Below are 24,498 nucleotides of genomic sequence, written 5' to 3'. Positions count from 1 at the left end.
CTCACCCCAACCCTCTCCCCGCAAGAGTGGGGCGAGGGAGAAGTAAGAGCTTACGCCTTGCCGGCCGAATCCTTGCGAGTCTGGTTCACCTGCATCCTGGCGTAGGTCGACATCAGGCCGACTTCGTTCGACAGCGTCACGAGCTTGAAGCCCATGTTGATGGCGCGCGCCGCGCCTTCTGAGCCGGAGCAGTGGATGCCCGGATTGAGGTTGCGCTTGCCGCATTCCTTGATGATCTTCTCGTAGATCTTGAGGATTTCCGGCTCGTCGCCGTCGAGCTTCGGCGTCAACCCGTACGAGAAGCGGAGATCGGACGGACCGACATAGACGCCGTTGATGCCTTCGACGTCGAGGATCGATTCCATGTTCTCGACCGCGGTCTTGGTCTCCATCATCGGCAGCAGCACGATCTCGTCATTGGCGGTCTGCTGATACGAACCGGCGCTGCCGTACATGCCGGCGCGGATCGGGCCGTTGGAGCGCGTGCCCTTCGGCGGATACTTGGCGAACTGGACGAGGTCCTTGGCTTCCTTCGGCGTGTTGATCATCGGGCAGATGACGCCATAGGCGCCGCCATCGAGCACCTTGCCGATGATGCCGGGCTCGTTCCAGGGCACGCGGACCATGGGGGTAACCGGGTGGGCGTTCATCGCCTGGAAGCACTGCACCATCGAGAGGTAATCCTGCACGCCGTGCTGCATGTCGACGGTAACGCTGTCGAAGCCGCATTGCGCGATCACTTCGGCCGAAAAACCGGACGGAATCGCCAGCCACGCGTTCACCACGGCCTTGCCCGAGGCCCATACTTTCTTGACGTTGTTGGTTGTCATTGGGTGCGTTTTCCCTGTTGTCTCTTGCTTAGAACCGGGCAGCCTAGCTGGCGGCCTGCTGGATGCTCACTTCGCTGACGCCTACTTCGCGCGCGGTATTCACTATCGCCGCCCAGGTGTCGTCAGGCAAGGGGATGCCGTTCTTGGTGCGTTCGGCACGCGTCTTCCGCTCCGTATCGCCCGGAATCAGCACAGTATCGACGCCGGCGATCGGCTTGGTCGCCCGGATGAAGTCGACGTAGCGCGAAATTTCACCGTCAAAGAAATTACTAGTGTCGATCACCTTGGGATCGACATAGAAGGCGAGCATGCCATTGGCGAACTGACGCCCGCCTGAGGTGGCGCCGGTGCCGGTGAGCGCACCGCCGAGCAACTCGCAGATGAAGGCAAGTCCCGAGCCCTTGTGCTCGCCGAAAGCGCGGATCGCCCCCGTCCCCTTGGTATGGTCACGCGGCCCCTCGGCCGTGTGCGGGCCGTAAAGCACGGCCGGATCCTCGCTCAACGTACCGTCGTGATCGATCAGTGCGCCCTTCGGCAGTTTCTTGCCACCGCGGCTCGCCACCAGCACTTTGCCTTCGGCGACGATGGAGGTGGCGAAATCGAGCACGATCGGATCCTGCCCCTGGCGCGGGATGCCGACGCAATACGGTGCGGTCGACAGCCGCTTCTCGACCCCGCCGAAAGGCGCAACCAGTAGCGAACCGGCGGCATTGACGAAATGCACCGATACGAGGCCTTCGGCGGCGGCCATTTCCGCCCAGTCGCCGACGCGACCGATATGTCCGGCGTTGCGCAACGCGACAGCCGCAAGTCCGGCTTTCTTGCATTTATCGATGCCGATCCGCACAGCTTGCGGCGTCACCGTCTGCCCGTAACCGAACTTGCCGTCTACCACCGCGAGCGACGGCGTATCGACAATGACCTCGGCCGTCTGGTTTGGCACCACCGAGCCCATTTTCTTCCAACGGACATAAACCGGCACGCGAATGACGCCGTGGCTGTCGTGCCCAGTGAGATTGGCGGTCGTGAGATATGTCGCGATACGCCTGGCTTCGTCAGGGGAGGATTCAGAGTGCGAAAATACCTCGGCAACGAAATTGATGAGGTTGGGAACCTGTATCGTGACCATGGATGGCTAACTCGCTGCTTTAAGCTTTGACCTTGGCGTGACCACCGAGATAGGCGGCGGCAATGGCTTCGTTGCCCCACAATTCATCGGGCTTGCCGCCCAGCACGATCCGTCCGGTTTCCAGGACGAACCCGTGATCGGCGACCGAAAGCCCCATGCGCGCATTTTGCTCGACAAGCAAGACGGTGGTGGTGCGCCGGACCTCTGAAATGATCCTGAAAACGGCCTGCACGATCACGGGCGCTAGCCCCAGCGAAGGCTCGTCCAGCAACAGCAATCGCGGCCTCGCCATCAGGCCGCGGGCAACCGCAACCATCTGCAACTGGCCTCCCGACAGCGTCCAGCCCAGCGCACCGGAGAACTGCCTGATGTCGGGAAACAGGTCGAACATGGCATCGGCTTCACGCGACAGCTGTGAAGCTGCAACCTTGCGGTTGGACGCGCCGAGCATGATGTTCTCTTTCACCGTCAAGCCGGGAAATACCCGTCGGCCTTCCGGCACGTGCGAAATGCCCATCCGCACGATCGCTTCAGGCCCCAGTCCTGCGATCGACTTGCCGTCGAACAGGATATCGCCGGAAGCCGGTTTCGCGAGACCAGAGATCGCACGCAGGGTCGTCGACTTGCCGGCGCCGTTAGCGCCGAGCAGGGTCACCACCTGCCCTTCGTCAACGCCAAGCGAAATGCCGCGCAGCGCTTCGATTTCGCCGTAGCGGACAACGAGATCGCGAATTTCGAGCAACGGCATCTATTCAGTCCCGAGATAGGCGGAGACGACATCGGGATGGCGCAGCACCGCCATGGATTCGCCGTCCGCGATACGGCGTCCGAAATTGAGCACGGTGATATGCTGGGCCGCCTCGGAGACGAGCGTCATGTCGTGGTCGATGATCAGGATGGTGAGGCCTTGCGCCGCGATGCGCTTGAGCAACGCGTGAAGTTCGAGCTTTTCAGTCGAGTTCAGCCCGGCGGCGGGTTCGTCGAGCAGCAGCAAGGTGGGGTTGGCTGCAAGGGCGCGCGCAATCTCGATCAGACGCTGGTGGCCGTAGGAGAAGCTCGAGATCAATTCATTGGCGCGGGCGCCGAGACCGACGAAGGTCAGCGCTTCCATCGCACGCTCGGTCAACGCAGCGTCACCGCCGGTACCGATCATGGTGTTGCCGGGCCGTTCGGCACCGATCTCCACGTTCTCCAGCGCCGTCATCGAGCGGAACAGGCGGATGTTCTGGAACGTCCGTCCCAATCCCGCCGCCGTGCGCTGATGCGGCGGCATCGCGGTGATGTCGATGCCATCAAGCACGATCTTGCCGGCGGTCGCCTTGTAGAGGCCCGAAAGCACGTTGAGCGTCGTGGTCTTGCCCGAGCCGTTCGGCCCGATCAGCGCGTGAACGCCGCCACGTCTGACTTGAATGTCGACGCCGTCAACTGCCTTGAGGCCGCCGAAGTATTTCGACAACCCGGAGACTTGCAGCACGATGTCGCCGCCTTGTGTCGCTGGCTTCAATTGCAGCGCGGCCGCGGCCGGCGGCGCCTTCAGCTGCGCGCGCCAGCGCGCCGTCGCGGTGTTGACGAACCCCCAGATGCCGTCAGGCATGTAGCGGATGATGAGGATGACCGCGAGACCGTAGATCGCAAGATACAGTCCGGGAACGCTCTTGAGGAACCGCAACCATTCGGGAATCAGGATCAGGAGACCCGTGCCGATCGCCGAACCGATCGGCGACGCCACGCCGCCGAGCAAGGACATGGTCAGGAACACCACCGATTCGGCGAATGAAAACTGATCCGGACTTACATAGGCGAAACCGCCGGCGAAAAGGCCGCCGGCCAGTCCACCCAGCACCGCACTCAGCGCAAAGGCGGAAACCTTGGTGCGGAACACGTCGACGCCGATGACGCCGGCAGCAAGTTCATTGTCGCGCACCGCCCGCATGGCGCGTCCGAGCCTGGTATCCGGCAGATGCCAAACGATGTAACCGACGATCGCAAGCACCGCCACGCAGAACGCAAGATACGCCTGCGCGGATTGAAACAGCGCCGGCCTGCCGATGCGCGAGACGCCGTCCGGCCCATGCGTGAGCCAGATCGCGTTGATCATGATCAGCGTGACGATCTGCTGGAACGAGATCGTCACCATCGCGAGGTAGTGGCCGCCGAGCCGCAGCGTCGACATGCCCAGAACCGCGCCCGCCACCAGCGCCATCAGGCAACCCGCGACAAGGCACAGCCAGTAGCTGATCTGATAGTCGGCGGTGCCGATACCGACGGCGTAGGCGCCGAAGCCGAAGAACGCGGCTTGCGCGAGATTGATCTGCCCGCACAGGCCAAGCACGACCGAGAGGCCGAACACCGCGATTGCGAAGGTCGTGGCCTGCATCAAGATATTATGCACATAGCCGTCGAACTGAACGGTGGCAGCAAGCGTCACCACGATTGCAGCACCGATGAAATACGGCGCGTGACGCAGCAGCAGCGGCTTTGGCGCCGATACGGCGATCGGCATATTTTCGCTGGGAGCGCTCATGCTTTCTCCGCGACACGTTCGCCGAAGATGCCCTGAGGCCGGAACATCAGAAACAAGACCAGCGCCAGGAACGCGAAGGCGTCCTTGTAGGGTACGGAGATGTAGGCTGCGCCAAAGGTCTCGATAATGCCCAGTGCCAGACCGCCGATGATGGCGCCGGCAACGTCACCGAAGCCGCCAATGATGGTTGCGGCAAACGCCTTGAGCGCGATCGTCGACCCCATCTGGATCGAGACGAACAGTACGGGTGCAACGAGGATACCGGCGAGACCGCCGAGCACGGCCGAGTAAATGAAGGTGATCATGATCATCGCGGAGACGGAGATGCCCAGCAGCGAGGCCATCTCCTTGTCCTGCGAGGTCGCCTGCAGCTTCTTGCCAAGCAAGGTCTTCTCGAAGAACCAGTAATTGAAGATCACCAGCGCGACCGTCACGGCGATGATCAGCAGGTACTGACTGTCGAGATAGACCGGCCCGAGCTGAATGCCTGGCGTTTCGAACCAGCCCTGCAGCACCTGCGGCTGCGGGCCGTAAATGGCCAGGACGGAGTTGGCGAGCAGGATCGACGCGCCGATGGTGGCGATGATTACGGGAAGGAACGAGCGATGCCGCAGCGGATAATATACCCCGAGGTTGAAGAAAACCCCGAGCAGCGCCATGCCGGCCAGCGCGATCAGGAAGGACAGCCAGTAAGGCCAGCCCAGATCAACGGCGAACACCACCATCAGATAGGCGGCGACCATCGAGAATTCGCCTTGTGCGAAATTCACCACATTCGTGGCACGGAAGATCAGCACGATCCCCAAAGCGACCAGCGCATAAACGGCGCCGATGCCGATCCCCGTAAACAGCAATTGAAGGACAAGATCCATGACACGCGATCGGTAAGAGAAACACTTCGACAAAGTTTTGGCCTCCCCGGTGAAACCGGAGAGGCCAAAGCTACGATCAGTCGTTGAACTCGATGTGCTTATCGAAGACGATGCTGCCCTTCTCGTTCTTCACGATGTTGTAGCCGTGAAGCCCGTCGCCGTTCTGGTCGAAATTGTATTCGCCCTCGGCGCCCGGGAACTTCTTGGTGGCGAGGATCGCCTCGCGGATCTTGGTCGCGTCGGTAGAGCCGGCCTTGTTGATCGCCGCCGCGAGCACGGTGACGGCATCGAAGGGCCAGGAACTCTGGTTGTCAGGCGCGACCTTGACGGCATCGCGATAGAGCTTGCCGAAGGCCTTTGACGCCTCACTGCTGTCTTCGGCGTAATCGGCGACGCCATAGGTATTGTAGAGCGCCGGACCCGCGAGCTTCAGCGCAGTGATGTTGACGATCGAGGGCGAGCCGACCCAGGGAATGTTGACGCCGAGCTGGCGCAACTGGCGGGCAAAGATGCCGAGATCGTTTTCGAAGGTGAAGTAGGAACCAAGGATCTCGGCGCCCGACTGCTTGATGGCGAGCACGACCGGCGTGAAGTCCTGGCTCTGGTTGGCGTAGCCCTGGTCGAGCACGGCAGGCGCACCCAGTTTCTCCAGCGCGGAGCTGAGGGCCTTGCCGCCGGCGGTTCCGAACGCGTCGGTCGAATGCAGCACGGCCCACTTCTTCTTGCCGAGCGTATTGACGCCGTAGTCGGCGATCACGCGGCCGGAGTAGCTGTCGTTGGGTCGGAAACGGAACAGCCACTGATTGCCCATATGCGTCAGATTGGGATCGGTACCGCCAATCATCACGGGCTTGCCGAGTTTCAGCACGTCCGGCGCCATCGCGTGCACCTGGGTCGAACGGATCGAGCCGAGGAAGGCCACGATGTCGGACTGGGCTGCGAGCTTGGAGAACGCCAGCACAATGCCTGGATTGGTGGTCTGATCGTCCTCGACGATCAGTTCGAGCTGTTTGCCGAGAACGCCGCCGGCCTTGTTGACGGCTTCGAGCGCGAGCTTCGCGCCCTTGATGGCGTATCCACCGGACTCGGCGGCCGGACCGGTGACGGGCGCGCACATGCCAATCTTGATGGTGGCGCCCTGTGCCTTTGCAATGCTGGTGATGATGTGGGGTGCGGCAATACCGGCAGCGATACCGGCCGCGAAATCGCGTCTCGTCAGCTTCATCAATCTCTCCCTGAGGCCGGGCTTCTTTGTCGGCCTTTCTTGGTGTTGGCATCCTCACGGGACGCATAACCGCGTGCGTATTACGGACTCTCGCCTTCCGAGTAAATTGATATCGCAGTGAGTTCGACTAACGACGCAGACCAGTCGTGCAATACGCTGTCCCGACATGAATAACGCCGGGCGAGCCCGACTATTCCGGGCAAAAGTCGCAATTCATCCAGTGCTTCGTTGCTCAAACAGCGAGCAGAAAATCGAAGCTATGCGTCCTGCCACATATCATCATGCAGATTTGTGATTACTCATCCGCCTCGGCGTCGCCCTCACCGGCCACTTCCATCGCGGCGAGACTGCGCTCCAATTCGCCCAGCATGTCCTGCAGTTCAGCGAGCTTGCGCGCGCCATAGCGGCTGGTGATCTCGGCGTAGATCGCTTCCGATGTCGGCGCAACGGCTTCGATCAGCTTCAATCCCTTGGGGGAGATCGAGACCACGCCGCGGCGCAGGTCGGCTTCGGCGGTCCGGCGCTCGACCAGATCGCGGGCTTCGAGATCGCGCAGGATGCGCGACAGGCTCGGCCCCAGCAGGAAGGCGACGCGCGCCAGTTCGGTGACCTCGATGGTCTCCACCGCCGTCAGCGCGCGCAGGATCCGCCATTGCTGTTCGGTCAGGCCGTGATTGCGCAAGGAGGGACGAAACTGCCGCATCACCGCCTCGCGCGCACGCAACAGCGACATCGGCAGCGAGCGAGAGAATTCGCGCATCGGCACGCCACGCATCTCGCCCGCTTTGCCGGCGCCCCCGTGCGATCCATCCGGCGATTTCTTGGCTGCCATCTTCAGTCGTCCGCCATCAGGAATCGTTGATCTGGAGAAGGATAAAGTTTTGCGTTGCAACAAGCACCAAATCAGTTTGCGCGATATAACTTAACATGTTAAACATATTTCAGCACCCTCTTTTTGCGAACGCATATGGCCCTTTTCCAGGACGAAATCCGCAAGTCCGCCGAACGGCTCGACCAGGCCGAAAAGACCCGGAAACAGATCCGGCAGCTTTCGCTCGAACATCCCGGCATAACGATCGAAGACGCCTACGCCATCCAGAAAGCCTGGGTCGAGATGAAGGTGGCCGCGGGCCGCACCGTGAAGGGCCACAAGATCGGCCTGACGTCGAAGGCGATGCAGAGCGCGCTCAATATCGACGAACCTGACTCCGGTATCCTGCTCGACGACATGTTCTTTGCCGATGGCGGGCTGGTGCCGTCGGACCGTTTCATCGCCACCCGCATCGAGGCCGAACTTGCCTTCGTGATGAAGTCGCGGCTGTCGGGACCGGACTGCACGATGTTCGATGTGCTCAACGCCACCGACTTCGTGGTGCCTGCGCTCGAAATCCTGGACACGCGGGTCGAGCGGATCGATCCGCAGACCAAGGCGACGCGGAAGATTTTCGACACCGTCGCCGACAATGCAGCGAATGCCGGCATCGTGCTCGGCGGCCGCCCGATCCGGCCGATGGACGCCGACTTGCGCTGGATCGGCGCGCTGTGTTTCCGCAACGGCCAACTCGAGGAAACCGGGCTTGCCGCCGGCGTTCTCAACCACCCCGCCACTTCAGTGGCCTGGCTCGCCAACAAGATCGCGCCGAACGGGCTGGCGCTGGAAGCCGGGCAAGTGGTGCTGGCGGGATCGTTCATCCGCCCGATCGAGACCCGCAAGGGCGACACGATCCAGGCCGATTATGGACCTTATGGTTCCGTGAGCTGCTACTTCGCTTGATGTCTTGAGCCCAAATCGCAGGAGTGATCTGGCTATGCCGCATTTCACGATCGAATATTCAGCCAACATCGATGTGCTCGTCGACATGGGCGAAGTCGTCGAAGTGGTCCGCGTGGCCGCGATCGAAACCGGCATCTTCCCGCTCGGCGGCATTCGCGTCCGCGCCATCAAATGCGAGTATTATGCCATCGCTGATGGCGGGTCGAACCTCGGCTTTCTTGACATGGTGCTGCGGCTCGGCGAGGGGCGCGATCTCGCGACCCGCATGAAGGCCGGCGAACATATCTTCCAGGCACTGTCCACTTATCTTGATCCGGTCTTTGCCAACGGCAAATTCGCGCTGTCGTTCGACATGCAGATCAACGACAAGGAAACCAGCTGGAAGCGCAACAACATTCACGCACCGCCCTTCGTGGCACGCCCGCCCGCTACGAACCGCGCCTGAAAGTGGAGGCCGCCCATGGATAAAGTCACGCCGAAATCATCCGATGTGTTTCAAGCCAACCGCGACCGCGTTGCCCCCCTGCTCGCCAAGCTGAAGAGCGACGGCATCGGGCATATGATCGACGGCAAGACGGTGCCTTCGACTTCGGGCCAGACGTTCGAGACCAAATCCCCGGTTGACGGCGCGGTGCTTGCATCCGTCGCCCGCGGCAATGCCGAAGACATCGACCGTGCCGCAACCGCGGCCGCGACGGCTTTCAAATCCTGGCGCGAGATGCCGGCGGCGGTGCGGAAGAAATTGCTGCATCGCGTGGCTGATGCGATCGAGGACCACGCTGACGACATCGCGGTACTGGAATGCATCGACACCGGCCAGGCCCACCGCTTCATGGCCAAGGCCGCGATCCGGGCGGCGGAGAATTTTCGCTTCTTTGCCGACAAATGCGCCGAGGCCCGGGACGGGCTCAACACGCCCTCCGAAGAGCACTGGAACATCTCGACCCGGGTGCCGATCGGCCCGGTCGGCGTGATCACGCCGTGGAACACGCCGTTCATGCTGTCGACCTGGAAGATTGCGCCTGCGCTGGCGGCCGGCTGCACGGTGGTCCACAAGCCGGCGGAATGGTCGCCTGTGACGGCGGACCTGCTGGCAAAACTCGCGAAGCAGGCCGGCCTGCCCGACGGCGTGCTCAACACCGTCCACGGCATGGGCGAGGAAGCCGGCAAGGCGCTGACCGAGCATCCCGCGATCAAGGCGATCGGCTTTGTTGGCGAGAGCTCTACCGGCTCGGCCATCATGGCGCAGGGCGCCCCTACCCTGAAGCGCGTCCATTTCGAGCTCGGGGGCAAGAACCCGGTGATCGTGTTCGAGGACGCCGATCTCGACCGGGCGCTGGATGCGGTCGTGTTCATGATCTACTCGCTCAACGGCGAGCGCTGCACCTCGTCGAGCCGGCTGCTGGTTCAGGAGGGCATCGCCGGAAAATTCATCGAAAAACTCACGGCGCGGGTGAAGGCGCTGAAGGTTGGCCATCCGCTCGATCCCGCCACCGAGATCGGGCCGCTGATCCATGAGCGGCATCTGGCAAAGGTCTGCAGCTATTTCGACGTCGCCAAAAAGGACGGCGCCACCATCGCGGTCGGCGGCAAGCCGCATGACGGGCCCGGCGGTGGGCATTATGTGCAGCCGACGCTGGTGACCGGCGCGACTTCAAAGATGCGGGTGGCGCAGGAAGAAGTGTTCGGCCCGTTCCTGACCGTGATCCCGTTCAAGGACGAGAAGGACGCGATCGAGATCGCCAACGGCGTGCAATACGGCCTCACCGGCTACGTCTGGACCGGCGACATGGGCCGCGCGCTGCGCGTCGCCGATGCGCTGGAAGCCGGCATGATCTGGCTCAATTCCGAAAACGTCCGCCATCTGCCCACGCCGTTTGGCGGCATGAAATCGTCCGGCATTGGCCGTGATGGCGGCGACTATTCATTCGACTTCTACATGGAGACCAAGCACGTCTCGCTCGCGCGCGGGACGCACAAGATTCAGAAGCTCGGCCTGCCCTCATCCTGAGGAGCGGGCGCAAGCCCGCGTCTCGAAGGATGGGCCACGGGCCACATGGTTCGAGACGGCGCTTGCGCGCCTCCTCACCATGAGGACCAACAATTGAGGACTGGATAAAAGCACATGCCCGTTCCGACACACATCTTCGATCCGCCGTTCAACATCATCCGCTGCAGCCATGCCGTGCTCGATGTCGTCGATCTCAACAAGAGCCGCGCCTTCTACGAGACCACCGTCGGCCTCCATGTCGAGGATAGCGACGACAAGGCGGTCTATCTGCGTGGCAGCGAGGAGCATCAGCATCACTCGCTGGTCTTGAGGAAAGCCCCTGTCGCGGCCTGCAGCCGGCTCGGCTTCAAGGTCGGCAATGACGGCGACCTCGACAAGGCCGCCAGCTTCTTTTCGGAGAACGGCATCGCGTACGCCTTCGCCGATCAGCCGTTCCAGGGCCGCACCCTGCAGTTCACCGATCCGGCCGGCTTCCAGCTGGAACTCTATGCAACGATGGAAAAACGTCCGCATCTGCTGCGGCGCTACGACCTATATAAAGGCTGTCATCCGCAGCGGCTCGACCATTTCAACGTCTTCGCGCCTGAAGTTCAAAACACCGTCGACTTCTACGCCCGGCTCGGCTTCCGGCTGACCGAATATGGCGAGGAAGACGGACCGAACGGCCGCATCGCGGCGGCCTGGATGCACCGCAAGGGCAATGTCCATGACTTCGCGATCACCAATGGCCGCGGCCCTCGCCTGCACCACTTTGCCTATTGGACGCCGACGGCGATGAACATCCTGCATCTCTGCGACGTGATGGCGTCGAGCGGTTACCTGAAGAATATCGAGCGTGGCCCCGGACGCCACGGCATCTCGAACGCGTTCTTCCTCTATGTCCGGGATCCCGACGGCCACCGGCTCGAGCTCTACACCAGCGACTATTTTACGGGCGATCATGACCATGAGCCGCTGCGCTGGTCGCTGAAGGACCCGCGCCGGCAGACGCTGTGGGGCGCGCCCGCGCCGCGCTCCTGGTTCGAGGAGGGCACACCCTTCACCGGCCAAGCAGTGCGCGAACCGGCCTTTGTCGCCGACGTCACGATTGCGGATTAGGGATTGGGCCGAAAACCACCGGGAGGCGCGTCATGAGCAAGTCGCTGCTGAAATCCGTCGCAATCCTGCTGTCTGCTGCGTTCGTCATGACTTCCACCACCTCCCTTCAAGCCGCCGAACTCAAGGTCATCGCCGGTGGATCGATGACCGCCTCCATGAATGCCCTTGCCGCGTCGTTCGAGAAGGCGACCGGGCATAAACTATCGATCCATTTCGATTCCACGCCCAACATCATCGCGCGGGTGAACTCCGGCACGCCGTTCGACGTGGTCGTCGTGCCCATCGACGTTTTCAAGGACGCCGCGGCAAAAGCCCGCTTTGCCCCCGGCTCCGCCGTCGATATTGCCCGCGTCGGCTATGGCGTCATCGTTCGCGCCGGCGCGCCAAAACCCGACATCTCGACGCCGGACGCCTTCAAGAACGCCCTGCTCGCGGCGCCTTCCATCGCCTTTCTGCCCGCGAGCGCCGCCGGCGCTTACGTGACAAAGGTGTTCGAACGCCTCGGCATCGCTGAGGAAATGAAGGCCAGGACCAAGGTGCAGGCAGCCCCGACCCAGATCGCGCCCGCTGTCGCCAAGGGCGAGGCGGAGCTTGGCGTGTTCCTGATGAACGTTCTCGTCGCGCCGGGCGTCGAACTCGTCGGCCCGTTCCCGGGCGAGCTGCAGCAGGAACTGGTGTTCACTTCAGCGGTCGCCGCCGACGCCAGGGAGGTCGACGCCGCCAAGGCACTGATCGACTATCTCAAAACACAAGAAGCCACCGCCATCATCAAGGCTGCCGGCATGATGCCGGGCTGACAGGACATTTCATGGCCACTCCCCGTCTCGCGACCTATTCCATTGGCGGCGTCACCAAATACGGCGCCGTGACCGATTCCGGTATTGTCGATCTCGCCGCGCGTTTCGGGAAAGAATATCCGACGCTGCGCGAGGTCATCGCGGCCGGCGCGCTGACAAAACTCGTCGACGAAGGCGCGCGGCATCAGCCGGACCACGCGCTCGATGCGATTACATGGCAGCCGCCGATCCCCTCGCCGGAAAAGATCATCTGCATCGGCGTCAACTACCCGGACCGCAACGCCGAATACAAGGACGGCCAGGACGCGCCGAAATATCCGAGCATGTTCATGCGGACGCCGCGCTCCTTTGTCGGCCACAACACACCGCTGGTCCGTCCGCGCGCCTCGGCCCAGCTCGATTACGAGGGCGAGCTGGTGCTGGTGATCGGCAAGCCCGGCCGGCACATCAAGGAGAGCGAGGCGCTCGACCACATCGCCGCCATCACGCTCTGCAACGAAGGCACCATCCGCGACTGGGTGCGGCACGCCAAGTTCAACGTCACCCAGGGCAAGAATTTTGACTCCACCGGCAGCCTCGGGCCATGGCTCGTGCCCTACACCGAAGAAAGCCAGATCGCCGATATCCGCCTCACCACGCGGGTCAATGGAGAGACGCGGCAGGACGACCGCACCGGACGATTGATCTTCGGCTTCCGCTATCTCATCAACTATCTCTCGACCTTCACCACGCTGGTGCCCGGCGACGTCATCGTGACGGGAACGCCGACCGGCGCCGGTGCGCGGTTCGACCCGCCGCGCTATCTCAAGCCCGGCGACGTCGTCGAGGTTGAAGCGGAGGGCGTAGGCCAGCTGAAGAACGGCGTGGGCGACGAAGCCTGATCAATCCTGTAAGCGAGTGGAAAGAACAATGAAATCAACTTCCGGCGGCGAAGCGATCGTCAATGGCCTTGTCGCGCATGGCGTCGATACGGTTTTCGGCCTGCCCGGCGCGCAGATCTACGGCCTGTTCGACGCCTTCCATCAGGCGCAGTTGAAGGTGATCGGCGCGCGGCACGAGCAGGCTTGTGGCTACATGGCCTATGGCTATGCGCGATCGACCGGGCGCCCCGGCGTGTTCAGCGTGGTGCCAGGCCCCGGCGTGCTCAATGCCGGCGCGGCGCTTCTCACCGCGTTCGGATCGAACGAGCCGGTGCTGTGCCTGACCGGACAGGTACCGACGCAGTTCCTCGGCAAGGGCCGTGGCCATCTGCACGAGATGCCGGACCAGCTCGCGACGCTGCGCACGTTCGTCAAATGGGCCGACCGCATCGAATATCCCGATGTCGCACCGGCGATGGTGTCGCGCGCGTTTCAGGAAATGATGTCGGGCCGCCGCGGTCCGGTGTCGCTGGAGATGCCGTGGGATGTCTTTACCCAGCGCGCCGAAGTCGGCCCTTCAAAGGTGTTCGACACCCTTCCCGCCCCGCAGCCCGACCCCGACCGCATCAAGGCGGCCGCCGCTCTCATCAAGGGCAGCAAGCGGCCGATGATCTTCGTCGGCAGCGGCGCGATCCATGCGCGCGAGGAAATCCTCGAACTCGCCGAGATGATCGACGCGCCGGTGGTCGCGTTCCGCAGCGGCCGCGGCATCGTCTCCAACGCCCATGAGCTCGGGCTGACCATGGCGGCGGCCTACCGGCTGTGGCCGACCACCGACCTGATGATCGGGATCGGCACCCGGCTGGAACTACCGACGATGTCGCGCTGGCCCTATCGCCCTGACGGACTGAAATCGGTCCGCATCGATATCGATCCCGTGGAGATGCGGCGCTACGTGCCCGACACCGCTGTCATCGCGGATGCCAAGGCCGGCACCGCCGATCTGGCGGCCGCGGTGAAAAAGGCCGGTTACAGCAAGAGCAGCGGCCGGCGCGGCGAGATCCGCGAGGCCACGGCGGCGGCGCAGCAGGAGATTCAAAAAGTTCAGCCGCAGATGGCGTATCTGAAAATCCTGCGCGAGGTGTTGCCGGCCAATGCGATCGTCACCGATGAGCTGTCGCAGGTCGGCTTCGCGTCCTGGTACGGCTTTCCGATCTACGAGCCGCGCACCTTCATCACCTCGGGTTATCAAGGCACGCTCGGCTCGGGCTTCCCGACCGCGCTCGGCGCCAAGGTCGCCAACCCGGACCGGCCGGTGGTCGCCATCACCGGCGACGGCGGCTTCATGTTCGGCGTGCAGGAATTATCGACCGCCGTGCAGTTCAAGATCGGCGTGGTGACGCTGGTGTTCAACAACAACGCCTATGGCAACGTCCGCCGCGACCAGCGCGAACGTTTTGACGGCCGCGTGGTGGCGTCCGACCTCGTCAATCCGGATTTCGTCAAACTCGCGGAATCCTTCGGCGTTGGCGCCGCGCGCGTCACCTCACCGGATCATTTCCGCCCCGCGCTGGAAAAGGCGCTGGCCGATGGCGGGCCTTATGTGATCTCGGTGGAGGTACCGACGGATTCGGAAGTGAGCCCGTGGGCGTTCATCCATCCGGCGAAGAATATCTAAACCTGCCTCGCTAAACTCCGCTGCATCCGCGACGCCACAATCACCAGCAATCCCGCGCCGGCGACCAACCAGCCCACCGCAGGCGCCCATTGCAAGAGCGGCCTATTCCGGCATCTTTTGCAGGCCGCCAGCGACCGCCGCCACCCACGCAAAGGTCACAAGCGCCAGCGCGGAGAAGACCAACCCGACGACCTCGCCCTCGGCGCCGGTCTCCCCGATCGCCAGCGCCGCCGAGACCGCGGCCATCAGCATGCAGCACCTGTTCGCTCCGTAACAACAACCGCAGCTGAATCCGGGCACCCGCAGCACCATTTTCCGCTTGCACTGGAAGTGCCACAATGCTTGGTTTAGTAATAGAAATATTACACCATACAGAATTGCCGATAAAGAGAAGAATATGGACCAAGCGCGCCCGCTTGCACTTTGGGGGCTTGTTTCCGCGTCGGTCTTCACGGATCGACCCGCACCGGATTTTTATCTCGGGCTGATACCGTTTTTTGAACCGTATATCCAAGACAACGATGGTAAGATTCTCGATGTAGCCGCGCTAAAAAATTACGCTGAAGCAAAACTGATGTTTCAGCTTAACGACGACGTTGCCGATCTTTTTATCGCCCGCATGGAGCAGGTAGGTTGGCTCCAAATCGTCACCGAAGACGTAGACGCCCGAATTTATCGATGCAAATTTACCGGCCCCTCCATCGAGAAGCAGGACTATGCGGACGCGGAAAGACGATTGATCCAACTCGTCGAGGGATTTCGCCGCTACCTTTCCGACTCGTCGGCCTCTCTGAAAACTACAAGCACTGAACAAATCGAGGAACACTTTCTCAGATTTCTGAGCCGCCAATCAGCATCAGAAGGTCGCGAACCGGACGGACCGGAGTTCCCCAACATCGAAGCCGGCCAGATTGAATACTGGATCGCCAAATACATTGCGTCGTTGAGCCGACGCGACCCAGAAACCTTCGAGTTTGTTCAGAAGATATCAGGCATATCACTACTAACAGACGCCTTGCTCGAACTCCGCAACCCATCAGAGAGCATCGCTCAGGCAAGAACGCTGGTCGTCTTTCTGGATGGGCCGCTCCTCATGAACCATTTGGGCTTGTCAGGAAAGCGAGCCAAGGAAAACACCTCCTATGTGGTAGAAAAACTCAGGCAGGCTGGTGCTACTATCGCATGCTTCCGCCACAGCTGTGACGAGGTGAAAGATAACTTGGTGGCGGTTCTCGCGCGCGCACCTTACGAGCGCACCGGACCGAGCGCCGAGGCCATGCGGGACGGATCGGTTACAGAAAGCTTCCTAGCAAGCGTCAAAAATAACGTTGAGCATTTCGTCAAAACGCTGGGCCGCGTGCAGATAATGCCCCAAAAAGTTTCGCAGTTCAAAAGCGTAGAAAAATTCTGCGACGACAATCTGCGACTTCGGCTTTCCATGAAAATGCCAGCGCAAACCGACCTCGCTCGGGCGCGCGATGCAGACTCAATCACGATTATTATGCGAAGGCGGCAAGGGTTTGAAACGTCCGACTTCTGTTCATCAAAATTTGTTCTCATTACCTCAAACGCGGAGCTTGTCAGACGCTCAAATGAAATTCTGCGCGAGTACAAAGCCCTAGGCACCGATAGATCGTTAGTTGGCCCCGCAATTCAGGATCGAATTGTCGGCGGCATCCTTTTCGCAAACTTCGGATTGGTTGAAAAAAAAGACATTTCACGAACACAACTATTAGCCACATGCGCTCGTGTTGTGATGCTACGGCCAAAAATCCTGGAACGCATGAGACAGCAAATTGCACTCTTAAATCGGCCCGAGGACGGGGCAATTGTCGACGCGCTGCTTTCTCAGCCTCGGGCATCCGAAATTATCATGGATTACACGATTGGAAAAAGCCGCTCCATCTCCGCCTCAAACATCGAGGATTTGATTTCGGCGGTCAAAAGGGTTTCGGCCGAGGAAGTGCGTCGTGAATATGAAACTCGAATTGAACGGGAACGCGCCGAGGCTGAACGCAATCTTGAGGAGAAGACCAAAAGGTTGATTTCGGAATTTCAAAGAGAAAAGGAACAGCTCGAAAAAGAGCGCCGGGAAGGGCTTACAGAACGGAGTTCAATATCCGAAAGGATCGTCGCGCTCGAAGGCCAGTTGAGCGATCTTGCCAATGAAAAAAACGAAAGAGAGGAAGGGCGTAAGCTGGAATTCAAACGAATGCTAGATAGCGGAAGGCTCGCTGCTGAACGTGCAATGAAGAAGGTAGCGTTGCATGAGAAGCTAGTCCTGACCGTTTGCTTCCTTCTTCTTGCAACCGTATTTCTCGTCCCCTTATTTTTCAGTCTGCACTGGATTGCATTGGCGACAGGCCTGATTGGCTCATTGTTGAGCGCATTCGCCATGGCATTTTTCTTTTGGAACCGACCGGTGAACCTCGTCAATCGATACTTCGAACGCCGAGCCACTGATGCGGCATGCGCTGAGTTGAAGCGCCTCCAGATGGATTACCTTCAATCATACATGAAGTTCGACTACAAAGACTGCAAAGTAAGCCTGTTGGTGGCGGATGAAGCGAAGTCGGCCTAACGACTGGCCGACTTAGACACTGTGGTACTCTCCAAGCGATGTCACCGCGTCTTACGAAAAGTGAGGTTGATGCGCTGACGGCCCATGACCGCGTGTTCGCCGTCGGCGAGGGGGGCTACGCCGTGAAAGAACAGCCGCGACGGGCCGCCCCAAACCACGACGTCGCCATGCTCCAGCCGGTAACGGTTCGGCTTGTCGGCGCGCTTGGCGCCGCCGAACAGGAAGATCGCGGGCAGCCCCAGCGACACCGAGACGATCGGCGCGGCGAAGTCCAGCTCGTCCTTGTCCTGATGCAGCGACAGTTTTGCGCCGGGCACATAGCGGTTGATGAGGCAGGCCTCAGGCTCGAAGCCGTTGAACCCGGCGTCCGACGCCGCGTCGGCCGCTAGCCTGCGCAGCACAGCCGGCATCGCCGGCCATGGCTGTCCGGACTCGGGATCGATCGCGTCATAGCGATAGCCGGTGTCGTCCGACACCCAGCCGACACCGCCGCAATTGGTCATCGCAACCGACATGCGGTGGCCGCCCGGCGTGATCAGATGCCGGAACGGCGCCTGTTTGACGATCGCACGAAGTGCTAGAAGCAGTTCGGCTTCGAACGATCGCGCAAATCCGCGCAGCAATACCGCGCCCTCCGCCATCGCTTCGCGGGACGGACGCACATCCGGAATGGTCTCGAACAAATCCGCAGTCAATTCAGTCCGCACTCATTTGGCATCATGAAAGATCACACCGACGGTATGGCGATGGCCGGAACGGATCCGGCTGACGCCATGGCGCAGATTAACGCGGTAGGGCCCGCGCGTCCCCTGCACCGGCCGGTGATGCACAGCAAAGGCCACCGCGTTGCCCTGCCTGAGCGGAACCACTTCAGGCCGCGACTGCATCCGCGGCCGTTGCTCCGTCAGCACGAACTCGCCGCCTTCGAAATCGCGCCCCGGTTCCGACAGCAGGATGGCGACCTGGAGCGGAAACACGTGCTCGCCATAGAGGTCCTGATGCAGGCAATTGTAATCATCGACGCCATATTGCAGCAGCAGCGGCGTCGGCCGCGTCTGTCCGGCGTCATGGCAGCGCTTCAGGAACGCCTCGTGCCGGTCGGGATAGCGAATGTCGATCCCCATGGTCTCGTTCCAACGATTGGCGACACCGCACAGCCGCGCGTAAAGCGCCGGCCGCAACTGTGCGATCAGGTCAGGCAGCGGATAGGCAAAATATTTGTATTCGCCGCGGCCAAAGCCGTGGCGGCCCATCACGATTCGGCTGCGAAAATTCTTGTCGTCCGGATAGAGCGCAGCCAGCCCGGCGCATTCCTGCGGCGACAGCAGTTCCTTCAGGACGGCGCAGCCCTGCGCATCGAGATCGGCTGTCGCTTGCGCCCAGTCGATGGCGTCGACGCGGGCGGCGATGGTGGACGAAGGATGGTGAAGGATTTTTGCGGTTGCTTTCATGGCGAGGAACTTCGCAAATCAGGCAACCGTGCGCCACCCGATTTCCGGGAAAGTGCTATCCCCGTCATTGCGAGCGAAGCGAAGCAATCCATAGCTGGAACCGCGGAACCATGGATTGCTTCGTCGCTATCGCTCCTCGCAATGACGGTAGTTAGAGCGCCGCCTCAGCCCAGCACCGGCAGCGTAATCACATCATAGCCGTGGCTGATCTTCCGCTTCAGCACGGGATCCTCCAACTCGAACTCGAAGCGATCAGCCGGGCGAATGCCGCCCTTGGCCGCAAAGGTGCCGCCGAACATGGCGCAGCCGTCGGGCAGGTCCTTGCCGCCGAAGCCGCGCTCGATCAGGTCCTTCACCGGCAGCATGGCATCGAGCGTGCCTTCCTGGTAGAGGACGCGAGCGCCATCGATGACGGCCCAGGAGCGAAGGATCATCTTGTCCCAATGGGCGATGACGTCTTCCAGTTCCCACAGCACCGAGGCCACCGGCTTGTCGCACATCTGCTTGGACACCGTGACGCTGTAGGCTTCCACCTTGCGGTCGGTATGGTCGGAACCGCAGCCGACGAAGATGCGGCCCTGCCAGCCGATCAGCACGAACTCGACCTCGCCGCTGGAATTTTCGCCGCAGACCTCGATGCGGTCCTCCAGGGTGATCCGCCGCGCCGAGCACCGATAGTAGATCGGTGTCGAGGCCGGCCGCGCAATGCCGATCGCTTCGAGTTCGGCGATATGCTTGTCGCGCGCCACCGGATCGCGGCCGGTCCAGCCGGCGATGACGGCCTGGTCGATCGCAAGCGTCAGCGGCGTCAATGCGCCCTTGTCTTCGACGTTGAAGGTCAGATCAAACACGGATGATGTTCTCCATTCCGGCGGCCAGTTCGAAGATGCGGCGGTCCGATCCGCCGGCCGCCGCCAGCATCAGCCCGACGGGCATCTCGCCTTCGCGATGCGCCGGCAGCGAGATCGCGCAGCCGTCGAGCATGTTGATCAGCGTGCAGTTGCGCAAGGCGCGCAGATTTTGCGTGGCGAAGGCCTTGTCATCGGCAAGATCGGCGATTCTGGGCGGCGCATTCGCCGTGGTCGGCAGCACCAGCGCGTCGTAGGGCGCAATGCGCGCTTCGGTGCGCGCGATGAACGAGCGGCGCGCGTTGAGGATATCGATATAGTCCGCCGCGCTGATGCCCTCGCCGCGCAGGATGCGGACGTGGACGCGCGGATCATAGACGTCGCCATGGCTGACGATCAGGTAGCGATGCCAGGCGTAACTTTCTGCGGCGGCAAATCCGCCCTTGCTGTTCATGACGGCGACATCGTGGAATTCCGGCACTTCGATCCGCTCGATCGACGCGCCCTGCCGTGACAGCGTTTCCAGCGCGCGCTCGAACGTCGTCGCGACCTCCTCGTCGAGGTCGTCGAGGGCGATCGTGGTCGGCACTGCGAGCCGCATGCCCTTGACGGGCCGCGGCTGCAGCGGCTGCACGGCCTCATCAGCAAGCACGGCGTCCAATACGGCACAACAGCCCACGGTGCGCGCCAGCGGTCCAAAACTGTCGAGCGAGAACGACAGCGGCACGCCGCCGTCGAGCGGCACGCGCGACTGTGTCGGCTTGTAGCCGACGATGCCGTTGAAAGCCGCGGGAATCCGGCAGGAGCCGCCGGTGTCGGTGCCGAGCGCGCCATGGGCCATACGATCGGCGACCGATACCGCCGCGCCCGAGGACGAACCGCCCGGCACGTGGCCGACGCTGCGATTCCAGACGCTTTTCGGCGTGCCGTAATGCGGGTTGATGCCGATGCCGGAATAGGCGAATTCGGTCATGTTGGTGCGGCCGATGACGATGAAGCCAGCCCGGCGCAGCCGCGCCACAACGGGTGCATCTGCCTCCGCCGGCGTGCAATCCGCCTCCAGCGCGCGCGAGCCGGCGCGGGTCACCTGCCCCTTGATGTCGAACAGGTCCTTTATCGAGACGGGAATGCCGGCGTAAGGCGACGGCGCCGCTTTGGCTTTACGCAGATGGTCCATCGCATCGGCCGCTGCGATTGCCGCGGCCTTGTCGACGTGGATAAAGGTCCGCACGCCCTCGCCGGCGGGATCGGCAATCCTTGCGAGGCATTCATCGACCAGTTGCCGCGCAGTGGTGCGTCCGGCGTCGAGATCGGCGGCGAGGCTGGCGAGTGTCGGGTCAGCAGACATGATGGTCGGTCGCTCTCTTTGTTATTTGCCATCCGGCGCGGTTGAGATGTCGAGATCGAGCAGCGCCGAGCTCAGCGATTTGCCATGCGCGTCGAGGGCCAGCGAGCGCGTCACGCCGCCGCCCAGCGCCTGGTCCATCACGAAATTCAGCGCAGACAGGTTGGGCAGTTCATAACGAACCACCTTGCCCTGGACAACACCTGCGAAATGCGATTTCACCCGCGCGGCCGTGACCTGCTCGAGCAACAACGGATAGTGTTTTGCGTCATAGGCGATGACGGAGATATTGGAGATGTTGCCCTTGTCGCCGGTGCGGGAGTGGGCGATCTCGCGCAGCTTCATCGTCACGCCCCCACGAAACGGATTTGCGGCTTTGCCAGCTCGCGCGGCAGCAGCACGGACGCGACCGCCACGACGTCGCGCGCCGATTTCCACGCGCCGCCGCCCGCCGCCGGACCGTTGGTATAGAGCGTCTCGACCTCGTTGCCGATCCTTATCGCTTCGCGCAGATTTTCCGTGCGCCCGGAGACACGCACACGCACCTCGTATGGCTCGCCGGCGCGCGCGGAGATTTCCGGACCGTGCAAGGAATCGACGCCGACCAGTTCGAAGCGCAATTCATTCGCGGCGACATTGGTCAGCTTCAGCCGCTCGCGAACGATCTCCAGCGCCAGCCGTCCCCTCGCCAGCGCGCCGGGGCCGGCATAGGAGATCTGCCCTTCGCCGATGTAGCTGTCGACATAACCGACCGAGACCTTCAGCGTATCGGTTCGCTTCGCGCCGCGCCCGCCGCTGACCCGGACACGATCGCGTCCGATCTCCTCGACTGTCACTTGCGAAAAATCCGCAACCACGTCCGGCTGCAAATATTTCGCCGGGTCGTGCACCTCGTACAATAATTGTTCCTTGCAGGTTTGCGCCGTCACCGCGCCGCCCGACCCAGCAACCTTGGTGATGACAAGGCTGCCATCCTCGCCGACTTCGCCAATGGGAAAGCCGAGCCGCGCCAGATCTGCCACGTCCTTGTAGCCGGGATCGGCAAAATAGCCGCCGGTGATCTGGCCGGCGCACTCCAGCAAATGTCCGGCAACCGTCCCCTGCCCGAGCCGATTCCAGTCGTCCATCGCCCAGCCGAAAGCATGTATCATCGGCGCCAGGAACAGCGCCGGATCGGATGCTCTCCCGGTGATGACGATATCGGCGCCCTCGGCGAGCGCCTGCGCCATCGGCTCGGCGCCGAGATAGGCATTCGCCGACAGCAGCCGGTTGCCGAGCTGCCGGATCGTGCCGTCGAATTCCATGATTCTGAGATCGCCGTCCTTGCAGGCGTCGAGCACGTCGTCGCCGACGATGGCGGCGACCTTCAGCGCGGACAATCCCAGCGACTTCGCGATATCGGCGGTTTTGCGCGCCGCGGCTTCCGGATTGGCGGCGCCCATATTGGTGACGATCTTGATGCCTTTGGCGGCGCAGAGCGGGAGCACCGCGCGCATCCGCTCTTCGAGCAACGGGTCATAGCCGCTTTCCGGATTCTTCATCCGGGCCTGCTGCGCCAGCGCCACCGTGCGTTCGCCGAGACATTCGAACACGAGATACTGGATATCACCCTTTTCGGCGAGTTCGATCGCGGGCTCGATGCGATCGCCCGAATAGCCGGCACCCGACCCTATTCGAATGGTTCGCACCTCATCTCCATCGCCGTTGCGCGCATCGTGTTTCGCAGTGAGAAATACCCTAGCGCGGAAAATCGCTGGCATACAAGCGCTCTCCAGCGCAGGAATGCAGCCATGCGGCTTAACCGCTGCTGGACCGTTGACGGGCAATGGTCAAATGTCGCATCAAGATCGCAACATGCGGGCCAAAGCTCGCCTCCAAGGAGAATTGCCGACATGGCCGAACCCGCCCGCGCAAAACCAAAACCCACGCCTGAAACGCAACATTTCTGGGATGGAACGCAGGCCGGCGAATTGCGCCTGCAGCGCTGCGACGCCTGCGCCAATGTCTATTTCCCGCCGCGGCCGTTCTGCCCCTCCTGCGCCTCGCGCAAGGTCAGCATCTTCAAGGCCAGCGGCAAGGGCACGCTCTACAGCTACGTCATCAACCACCGCCCGGCGGCGCCCGGCTTCACCCCGCCTTACGCGATCGCGGTCGTCGAACTCGACGAGGGCCCGCGCATGATGAGCAACATCATCGACTGTCCGCAGACGCCGGAGGCGCTGGCGCTCGACATGAAGCTCGAAGTCGCATTCGAAAAACTCGACGACAAGATCACCCTTCCCCTGTTCCGTCCGGCGAAGGGCTAAGCACCATGCGCAGAAACGCAGTCGCCGTCGTCGGCGCAGCCGAGACCACCGAGCTCGGCGTCATCCCGAACATGTCGCAGATCCAGCTGCACGCGGATGCCGCGCTCAACGCCATCGCCGATGCGGGGCTGAAACTGTCCGATATCGACGGTATCGCCACAGCCGTGGAGACCCCGCAGCAGATCGCCCATTATCTCGGCATCACACCGACCTGGGTCGACGGTACCTCCGTCGGCGGCTGTTCGTTCATGCTGCACGTCCGTCACGCGGCCGCCGCCATCGAGGCCGGCCTCTGCAAGACCGTGCTGATTACGCATGCCGAAAGCGGCAAGTCGATGATCGGCAAATTGCCGCGTTCGACGGCGCCCGACAGTTTGAACGGCCAGTTCGAGTCGCCGTTCGGCGTCTACGGCCCGCCCAGCATGTTCCCGATTCCCGTGCTGCGCTACATGAAGACCTATGGCATCACCCATGAGCAGATCGCCATGGTTGCGGTGGTGCAGCGGGAATGGGCCGCGAAGAATCCGCGCGCCACCATGAAGGCGCCGATCACGGTCGAGGATGTGCTGAACTCGCGGATGATCGCCTACCCGTTCCGCATCCTGCAATGCTGCCTCGTCACCGACGGCGGCGGGGCGCTGATCCTCACCTCCGCCGACCGCGCCAAGGATTTCCCCAAGAAGCCGGTCTACATCCTCGGCACCGGCGAGAGCGTGGAAACGCCGATGGTCAGCCAGATGGAGACGTTCAACTCCTCGCGCGCCTTCAAGGTCGCAGGGCCCCTGGCTTTCAAGGAAGCCGGCATCGCCCACAAGGACGTCGATCATTTGATGATCTACGACGCCTTTGCGCATCTGCCGCTCTATGGCCTCGGCGATCTCGGCTTCATGCCGCACGAGGAGACCGGAAAGTTCATTGCCGAAGGCAACACCCGCCCCGGCGGCAAGCTGCCGCTCAACACCAACGGCGGCGGATTGAGCTATATGCATTCCGGCATGTACGGCATGTACGCGCTGCAGGAGAGCGTGCGGCAGATGCGCGGCATCGCGCCGGCGCAGGTTAAGGATGCGAAAATCTCGGTCTGCCATGGCGTCGGCGGCATGTTCGCCGCGTCAGGCACGATTATTTTTACAAACGAGAAATAACCCTTTCCGTCATTCCGGGGCGCG

The 24,498-nt window shown here is 62.1% G+C and carries 23 protein-coding genes and 1 pseudogene; 10 read left to right on the top strand and 14 right to left on the bottom strand.

Annotation, left to right across the window (positions count from 1 at the left end):
- Positions 1-50 precede the first annotated feature (50 nt).
- The 7 genes from ACPPVP_RS14480 to hpaR all read right to left on the bottom strand — a co-directional run bounded on the left by ACPPVP_RS14480 (position 51) and on the right by hpaR (position 7,412).
- A complete protein-coding gene (locus tag ACPPVP_RS14480) occupies positions 51-830 on the bottom strand; it encodes an HpcH/HpaI aldolase family protein (protein WP_426535304.1) in 780 nt (259 codons plus the stop codon).
- 43 nt (positions 831-873) lie between these two features.
- On the bottom strand, positions 874-1,959 hold the full coding sequence (locus ACPPVP_RS14475) for a malate/lactate/ureidoglycolate dehydrogenase (protein ID WP_426535302.1): 1,086 nt from the start codon (positions 1,957-1,959) through the stop codon (positions 874-876).
- 19 nt (positions 1,960-1,978) lie between these two features.
- Positions 1,979-2,707: an ABC transporter ATP-binding protein gene (locus ACPPVP_RS14470; protein WP_426535300.1), complete on the bottom strand. Its 729-nt coding sequence runs from the start codon at positions 2,705-2,707 to the stop codon at positions 1,979-1,981.
- The gene (locus ACPPVP_RS14465) at positions 2,708-4,483 is read right to left on the bottom strand and encodes an ABC transporter permease subunit (protein WP_426535298.1); all 1,776 of its coding nucleotides are present in this window, start codon (positions 4,481-4,483) and stop codon (positions 2,708-2,710) included. It abuts the gene before it with no gap.
- Positions 4,480-5,355 (bottom strand): branched-chain amino acid ABC transporter permease, encoded by an 876-nt coding sequence (locus tag ACPPVP_RS14460; protein ID WP_426535296.1) that lies wholly within the window; start codon positions 5,353-5,355, stop codon positions 4,480-4,482. Before ACPPVP_RS14460 ends, ACPPVP_RS14465 begins: the two co-directional genes overlap by 4 nt.
- A gap of 76 nt (positions 5,356-5,431) precedes the next feature.
- The gene (locus ACPPVP_RS14455) at positions 5,432-6,580 is read right to left on the bottom strand and encodes an ABC transporter substrate-binding protein (RefSeq protein ID WP_426535294.1); all 1,149 of its coding nucleotides are present in this window, start codon (positions 6,578-6,580) and stop codon (positions 5,432-5,434) included.
- A 295-nt stretch (positions 6,581-6,875) separates the two neighbouring features.
- Positions 6,876-7,412, bottom strand: coding sequence for a homoprotocatechuate degradation operon regulator HpaR (gene hpaR, locus ACPPVP_RS14450; RefSeq protein WP_426535292.1), 537 nt, complete (start codon positions 7,410-7,412; stop codon positions 6,876-6,878).
- A gap of 135 nt (positions 7,413-7,547) precedes the next feature.
- Between hpaR and hpaH the strand changes: the two genes are divergently transcribed.
- From hpaH to ACPPVP_RS14415, 7 genes are all read left to right on the top strand, one after another.
- Entirely contained in the window at positions 7,548-8,354 is an 807-nt protein-coding gene (gene hpaH, locus ACPPVP_RS14445; protein ID WP_426535290.1) for a 2-oxo-hept-4-ene-1,7-dioate hydratase, read from the top strand.
- 34 nt (positions 8,355-8,388) lie between these two features.
- Positions 8,389-8,799 carry a 5-carboxymethyl-2-hydroxymuconate Delta-isomerase gene (locus ACPPVP_RS14440; protein ID WP_426535288.1) on the top strand — a complete coding sequence of 137 codons (411 nt, stop codon included), beginning with the start codon at positions 8,389-8,391 and terminating at the stop codon, positions 8,797-8,799.
- A gap of 15 nt (positions 8,800-8,814) precedes the next feature.
- The gene (gene hpaE / locus ACPPVP_RS14435) at positions 8,815-10,365 is read left to right on the top strand and encodes a 5-carboxymethyl-2-hydroxymuconate semialdehyde dehydrogenase (RefSeq protein ID WP_426535286.1); all 1,551 of its coding nucleotides are present in this window, start codon (positions 8,815-8,817) and stop codon (positions 10,363-10,365) included.
- A gap of 114 nt (positions 10,366-10,479) precedes the next feature.
- The gene (hpaD, locus tag ACPPVP_RS14430; protein ID WP_426535284.1) at positions 10,480-11,463 is read left to right on the top strand and encodes a 3,4-dihydroxyphenylacetate 2,3-dioxygenase; all 984 of its coding nucleotides are present in this window, start codon (positions 10,480-10,482) and stop codon (positions 11,461-11,463) included.
- A 32-nt stretch (positions 11,464-11,495) separates the two neighbouring features.
- Entirely contained in the window at positions 11,496-12,260 is a 765-nt protein-coding gene (modA, locus tag ACPPVP_RS14425; RefSeq protein ID WP_426535282.1) for a molybdate ABC transporter substrate-binding protein, read from the top strand.
- A gap of 11 nt (positions 12,261-12,271) precedes the next feature.
- Complete coding sequence (locus tag ACPPVP_RS14420; protein ID WP_426535280.1) at positions 12,272-13,141, top strand: fumarylacetoacetate hydrolase family protein; 870 nt, start codon at positions 12,272-12,274, stop codon at positions 13,139-13,141.
- A 28-nt stretch (positions 13,142-13,169) separates the two neighbouring features.
- A complete protein-coding gene (locus tag ACPPVP_RS14415) occupies positions 13,170-14,798 on the top strand; it encodes a thiamine pyrophosphate-dependent enzyme (protein WP_426535278.1) in 1,629 nt (542 codons plus the stop codon).
- Here ACPPVP_RS14415 and ACPPVP_RS14410 read toward each other — a convergent pair.
- A pseudogene (locus ACPPVP_RS14410) lies at positions 14,795-15,053 on the bottom strand (MFS transporter); the annotation flags it as partial. The gene ACPPVP_RS14415 and the pseudogene ACPPVP_RS14410 overlap by 4 nt on opposite strands.
- Before the next feature lie 142 nt (positions 15,054-15,195).
- Here ACPPVP_RS14410 and ACPPVP_RS14405 point away from each other — a divergent pair.
- Positions 15,196-17,379 (top strand): hypothetical protein, encoded by a 2,184-nt coding sequence (locus ACPPVP_RS14405; protein ID WP_426535276.1) that lies wholly within the window; start codon positions 15,196-15,198, stop codon positions 17,377-17,379.
- Between the two features lie 41 nt (positions 17,380-17,420).
- On the opposite strand, the gene alkB is transcribed toward ACPPVP_RS14405, so the two are convergent.
- From alkB to ACPPVP_RS14375, 6 genes are all read right to left on the bottom strand, one after another.
- Positions 17,421-18,074 carry a DNA oxidative demethylase AlkB gene (gene alkB, locus ACPPVP_RS14400; RefSeq protein ID WP_426537843.1) on the bottom strand — a complete coding sequence of 218 codons (654 nt, stop codon included), beginning with the start codon at positions 18,072-18,074 and terminating at the stop codon, positions 17,421-17,423.
- 12 nt (positions 18,075-18,086) lie between these two features.
- Positions 18,087-18,830 (bottom strand): 2OG-Fe(II) oxygenase, encoded by a 744-nt coding sequence (locus ACPPVP_RS14395; protein WP_426535274.1) that lies wholly within the window; start codon positions 18,828-18,830, stop codon positions 18,087-18,089.
- A 164-nt stretch (positions 18,831-18,994) separates the two neighbouring features.
- The gene (locus ACPPVP_RS14390; protein WP_426535272.1) at positions 18,995-19,681 is read right to left on the bottom strand and encodes a DUF2848 domain-containing protein; all 687 of its coding nucleotides are present in this window, start codon (positions 19,679-19,681) and stop codon (positions 18,995-18,997) included.
- Positions 19,674-21,026, bottom strand: a complete 1,353-nt coding sequence (locus ACPPVP_RS14385) for an amidase (protein ID WP_426535271.1) — start codon at positions 21,024-21,026, stop codon at positions 19,674-19,676. The genes ACPPVP_RS14390 and ACPPVP_RS14385 overlap by 8 nt, the downstream gene beginning before the upstream one ends.
- Before the next feature lie 21 nt (positions 21,027-21,047).
- Entirely contained in the window at positions 21,048-21,368 is a 321-nt protein-coding gene (locus ACPPVP_RS14380; RefSeq protein ID WP_426535269.1) for an AtuA-related protein, read from the bottom strand.
- 2 nt (positions 21,369-21,370) lie between these two features.
- Entirely contained in the window at positions 21,371-22,711 is a 1,341-nt protein-coding gene (locus ACPPVP_RS14375) for an acyclic terpene utilization AtuA family protein (RefSeq protein WP_426537841.1), read from the bottom strand.
- A gap of 204 nt (positions 22,712-22,915) precedes the next feature.
- Here ACPPVP_RS14375 and ACPPVP_RS14370 point away from each other — a divergent pair, with 204 nt between their 5' ends.
- Both ACPPVP_RS14370 and ACPPVP_RS14365 read left to right on the top strand, forming a co-directional pair.
- Positions 22,916-23,329 carry a Zn-ribbon domain-containing OB-fold protein gene (locus ACPPVP_RS14370; protein WP_426535267.1) on the top strand — a complete coding sequence of 138 codons (414 nt, stop codon included), beginning with the start codon at positions 22,916-22,918 and terminating at the stop codon, positions 23,327-23,329.
- Positions 23,330-23,334: 5 nt separating this feature from the next.
- Positions 23,335-24,474, top strand: a complete 1,140-nt coding sequence (locus ACPPVP_RS14365) for a thiolase C-terminal domain-containing protein (protein WP_426535265.1) — start codon at positions 23,335-23,337, stop codon at positions 24,472-24,474.
- Positions 24,475-24,498: the final 24 nt, after the last annotated feature.

It is taken from the genome of Bradyrhizobium sp. McL0615 (genome assembly GCF_049993905.1).
Taxonomy (GTDB): Bacteria; Pseudomonadota; Alphaproteobacteria; order Rhizobiales; family Xanthobacteraceae; genus Bradyrhizobium.
Note: the sequence above shows the minus strand (reverse complement) of the source record. Positions and strands in the feature narration are given on the sequence as shown.

What these genes read in the sequence shown, in the direction of transcription:
- ACPPVP_RS14480 (WP_426535304.1), bottom strand. Translation starts at nt 830, where the DNA reads ATGACAACCAACAACGTCAAGAAAGTATGGGCCTCGGGCAAGGCCGTG.
- ACPPVP_RS14475 (WP_426535302.1), bottom strand. Translation starts at nt 1,959, where the DNA reads ATGGTCACGATACAGGTTCCCAACCTCATCAATTTCGTTGCCGAGGTA.
- ACPPVP_RS14470 (WP_426535300.1), bottom strand. Translation starts at nt 2,707, where the DNA reads ATGCCGTTGCTCGAAATTCGCGATCTCGTTGTCCGCTACGGCGAAATC.
- ACPPVP_RS14465 (WP_426535298.1), bottom strand. Translation starts at nt 4,483, where the DNA reads ATGAGCGCTCCCAGCGAAAATATGCCGATCGCCGTATCGGCGCCAAAG.
- ACPPVP_RS14460 (WP_426535296.1), bottom strand. Translation starts at nt 5,355, where the DNA reads ATGGATCTTGTCCTTCAATTGCTGTTTACGGGGATCGGCATCGGCGCC.
- ACPPVP_RS14455 (WP_426535294.1), bottom strand. Translation starts at nt 6,580, where the DNA reads ATGAAGCTGACGAGACGCGATTTCGCGGCCGGTATCGCTGCCGGTATT.
- hpaR (WP_426535292.1), bottom strand. Translation starts at nt 7,412, where the DNA reads ATGGCAGCCAAGAAATCGCCGGATGGATCGCACGGGGGCGCCGGCAAA.
- hpaH (WP_426535290.1), top strand. Translation starts at nt 7,548, where the DNA reads ATGGCCCTTTTCCAGGACGAAATCCGCAAGTCCGCCGAACGGCTCGAC.
- ACPPVP_RS14440 (WP_426535288.1), top strand. Translation starts at nt 8,389, where the DNA reads ATGCCGCATTTCACGATCGAATATTCAGCCAACATCGATGTGCTCGTC.
- hpaE (WP_426535286.1), top strand. Translation starts at nt 8,815, where the DNA reads ATGGATAAAGTCACGCCGAAATCATCCGATGTGTTTCAAGCCAACCGC.
- hpaD (WP_426535284.1), top strand. Translation starts at nt 10,480, where the DNA reads ATGCCCGTTCCGACACACATCTTCGATCCGCCGTTCAACATCATCCGC.
- modA (WP_426535282.1), top strand. Translation starts at nt 11,496, where the DNA reads ATGAGCAAGTCGCTGCTGAAATCCGTCGCAATCCTGCTGTCTGCTGCG.
- ACPPVP_RS14420 (WP_426535280.1), top strand. Translation starts at nt 12,272, where the DNA reads ATGGCCACTCCCCGTCTCGCGACCTATTCCATTGGCGGCGTCACCAAA.
- ACPPVP_RS14415 (WP_426535278.1), top strand. Translation starts at nt 13,170, where the DNA reads ATGAAATCAACTTCCGGCGGCGAAGCGATCGTCAATGGCCTTGTCGCG.
- ACPPVP_RS14405 (WP_426535276.1), top strand. Translation starts at nt 15,196, where the DNA reads ATGGACCAAGCGCGCCCGCTTGCACTTTGGGGGCTTGTTTCCGCGTCG.
- ACPPVP_RS14395 (WP_426535274.1), bottom strand. Translation starts at nt 18,830, where the DNA reads ATGAAAGCAACCGCAAAAATCCTTCACCATCCTTCGTCCACCATCGCC.
- ACPPVP_RS14385 (WP_426535271.1), bottom strand. Translation starts at nt 21,026, where the DNA reads ATGTCTGCTGACCCGACACTCGCCAGCCTCGCCGCCGATCTCGACGCC.
- ACPPVP_RS14380 (WP_426535269.1), bottom strand. Translation starts at nt 21,368, where the DNA reads ATGAAGCTGCGCGAGATCGCCCACTCCCGCACCGGCGACAAGGGCAAC.
- ACPPVP_RS14370 (WP_426535267.1), top strand. Translation starts at nt 22,916, where the DNA reads ATGGCCGAACCCGCCCGCGCAAAACCAAAACCCACGCCTGAAACGCAA.
- ACPPVP_RS14365 (WP_426535265.1), top strand. Translation starts at nt 23,335, where the DNA reads ATGCGCAGAAACGCAGTCGCCGTCGTCGGCGCAGCCGAGACCACCGAG.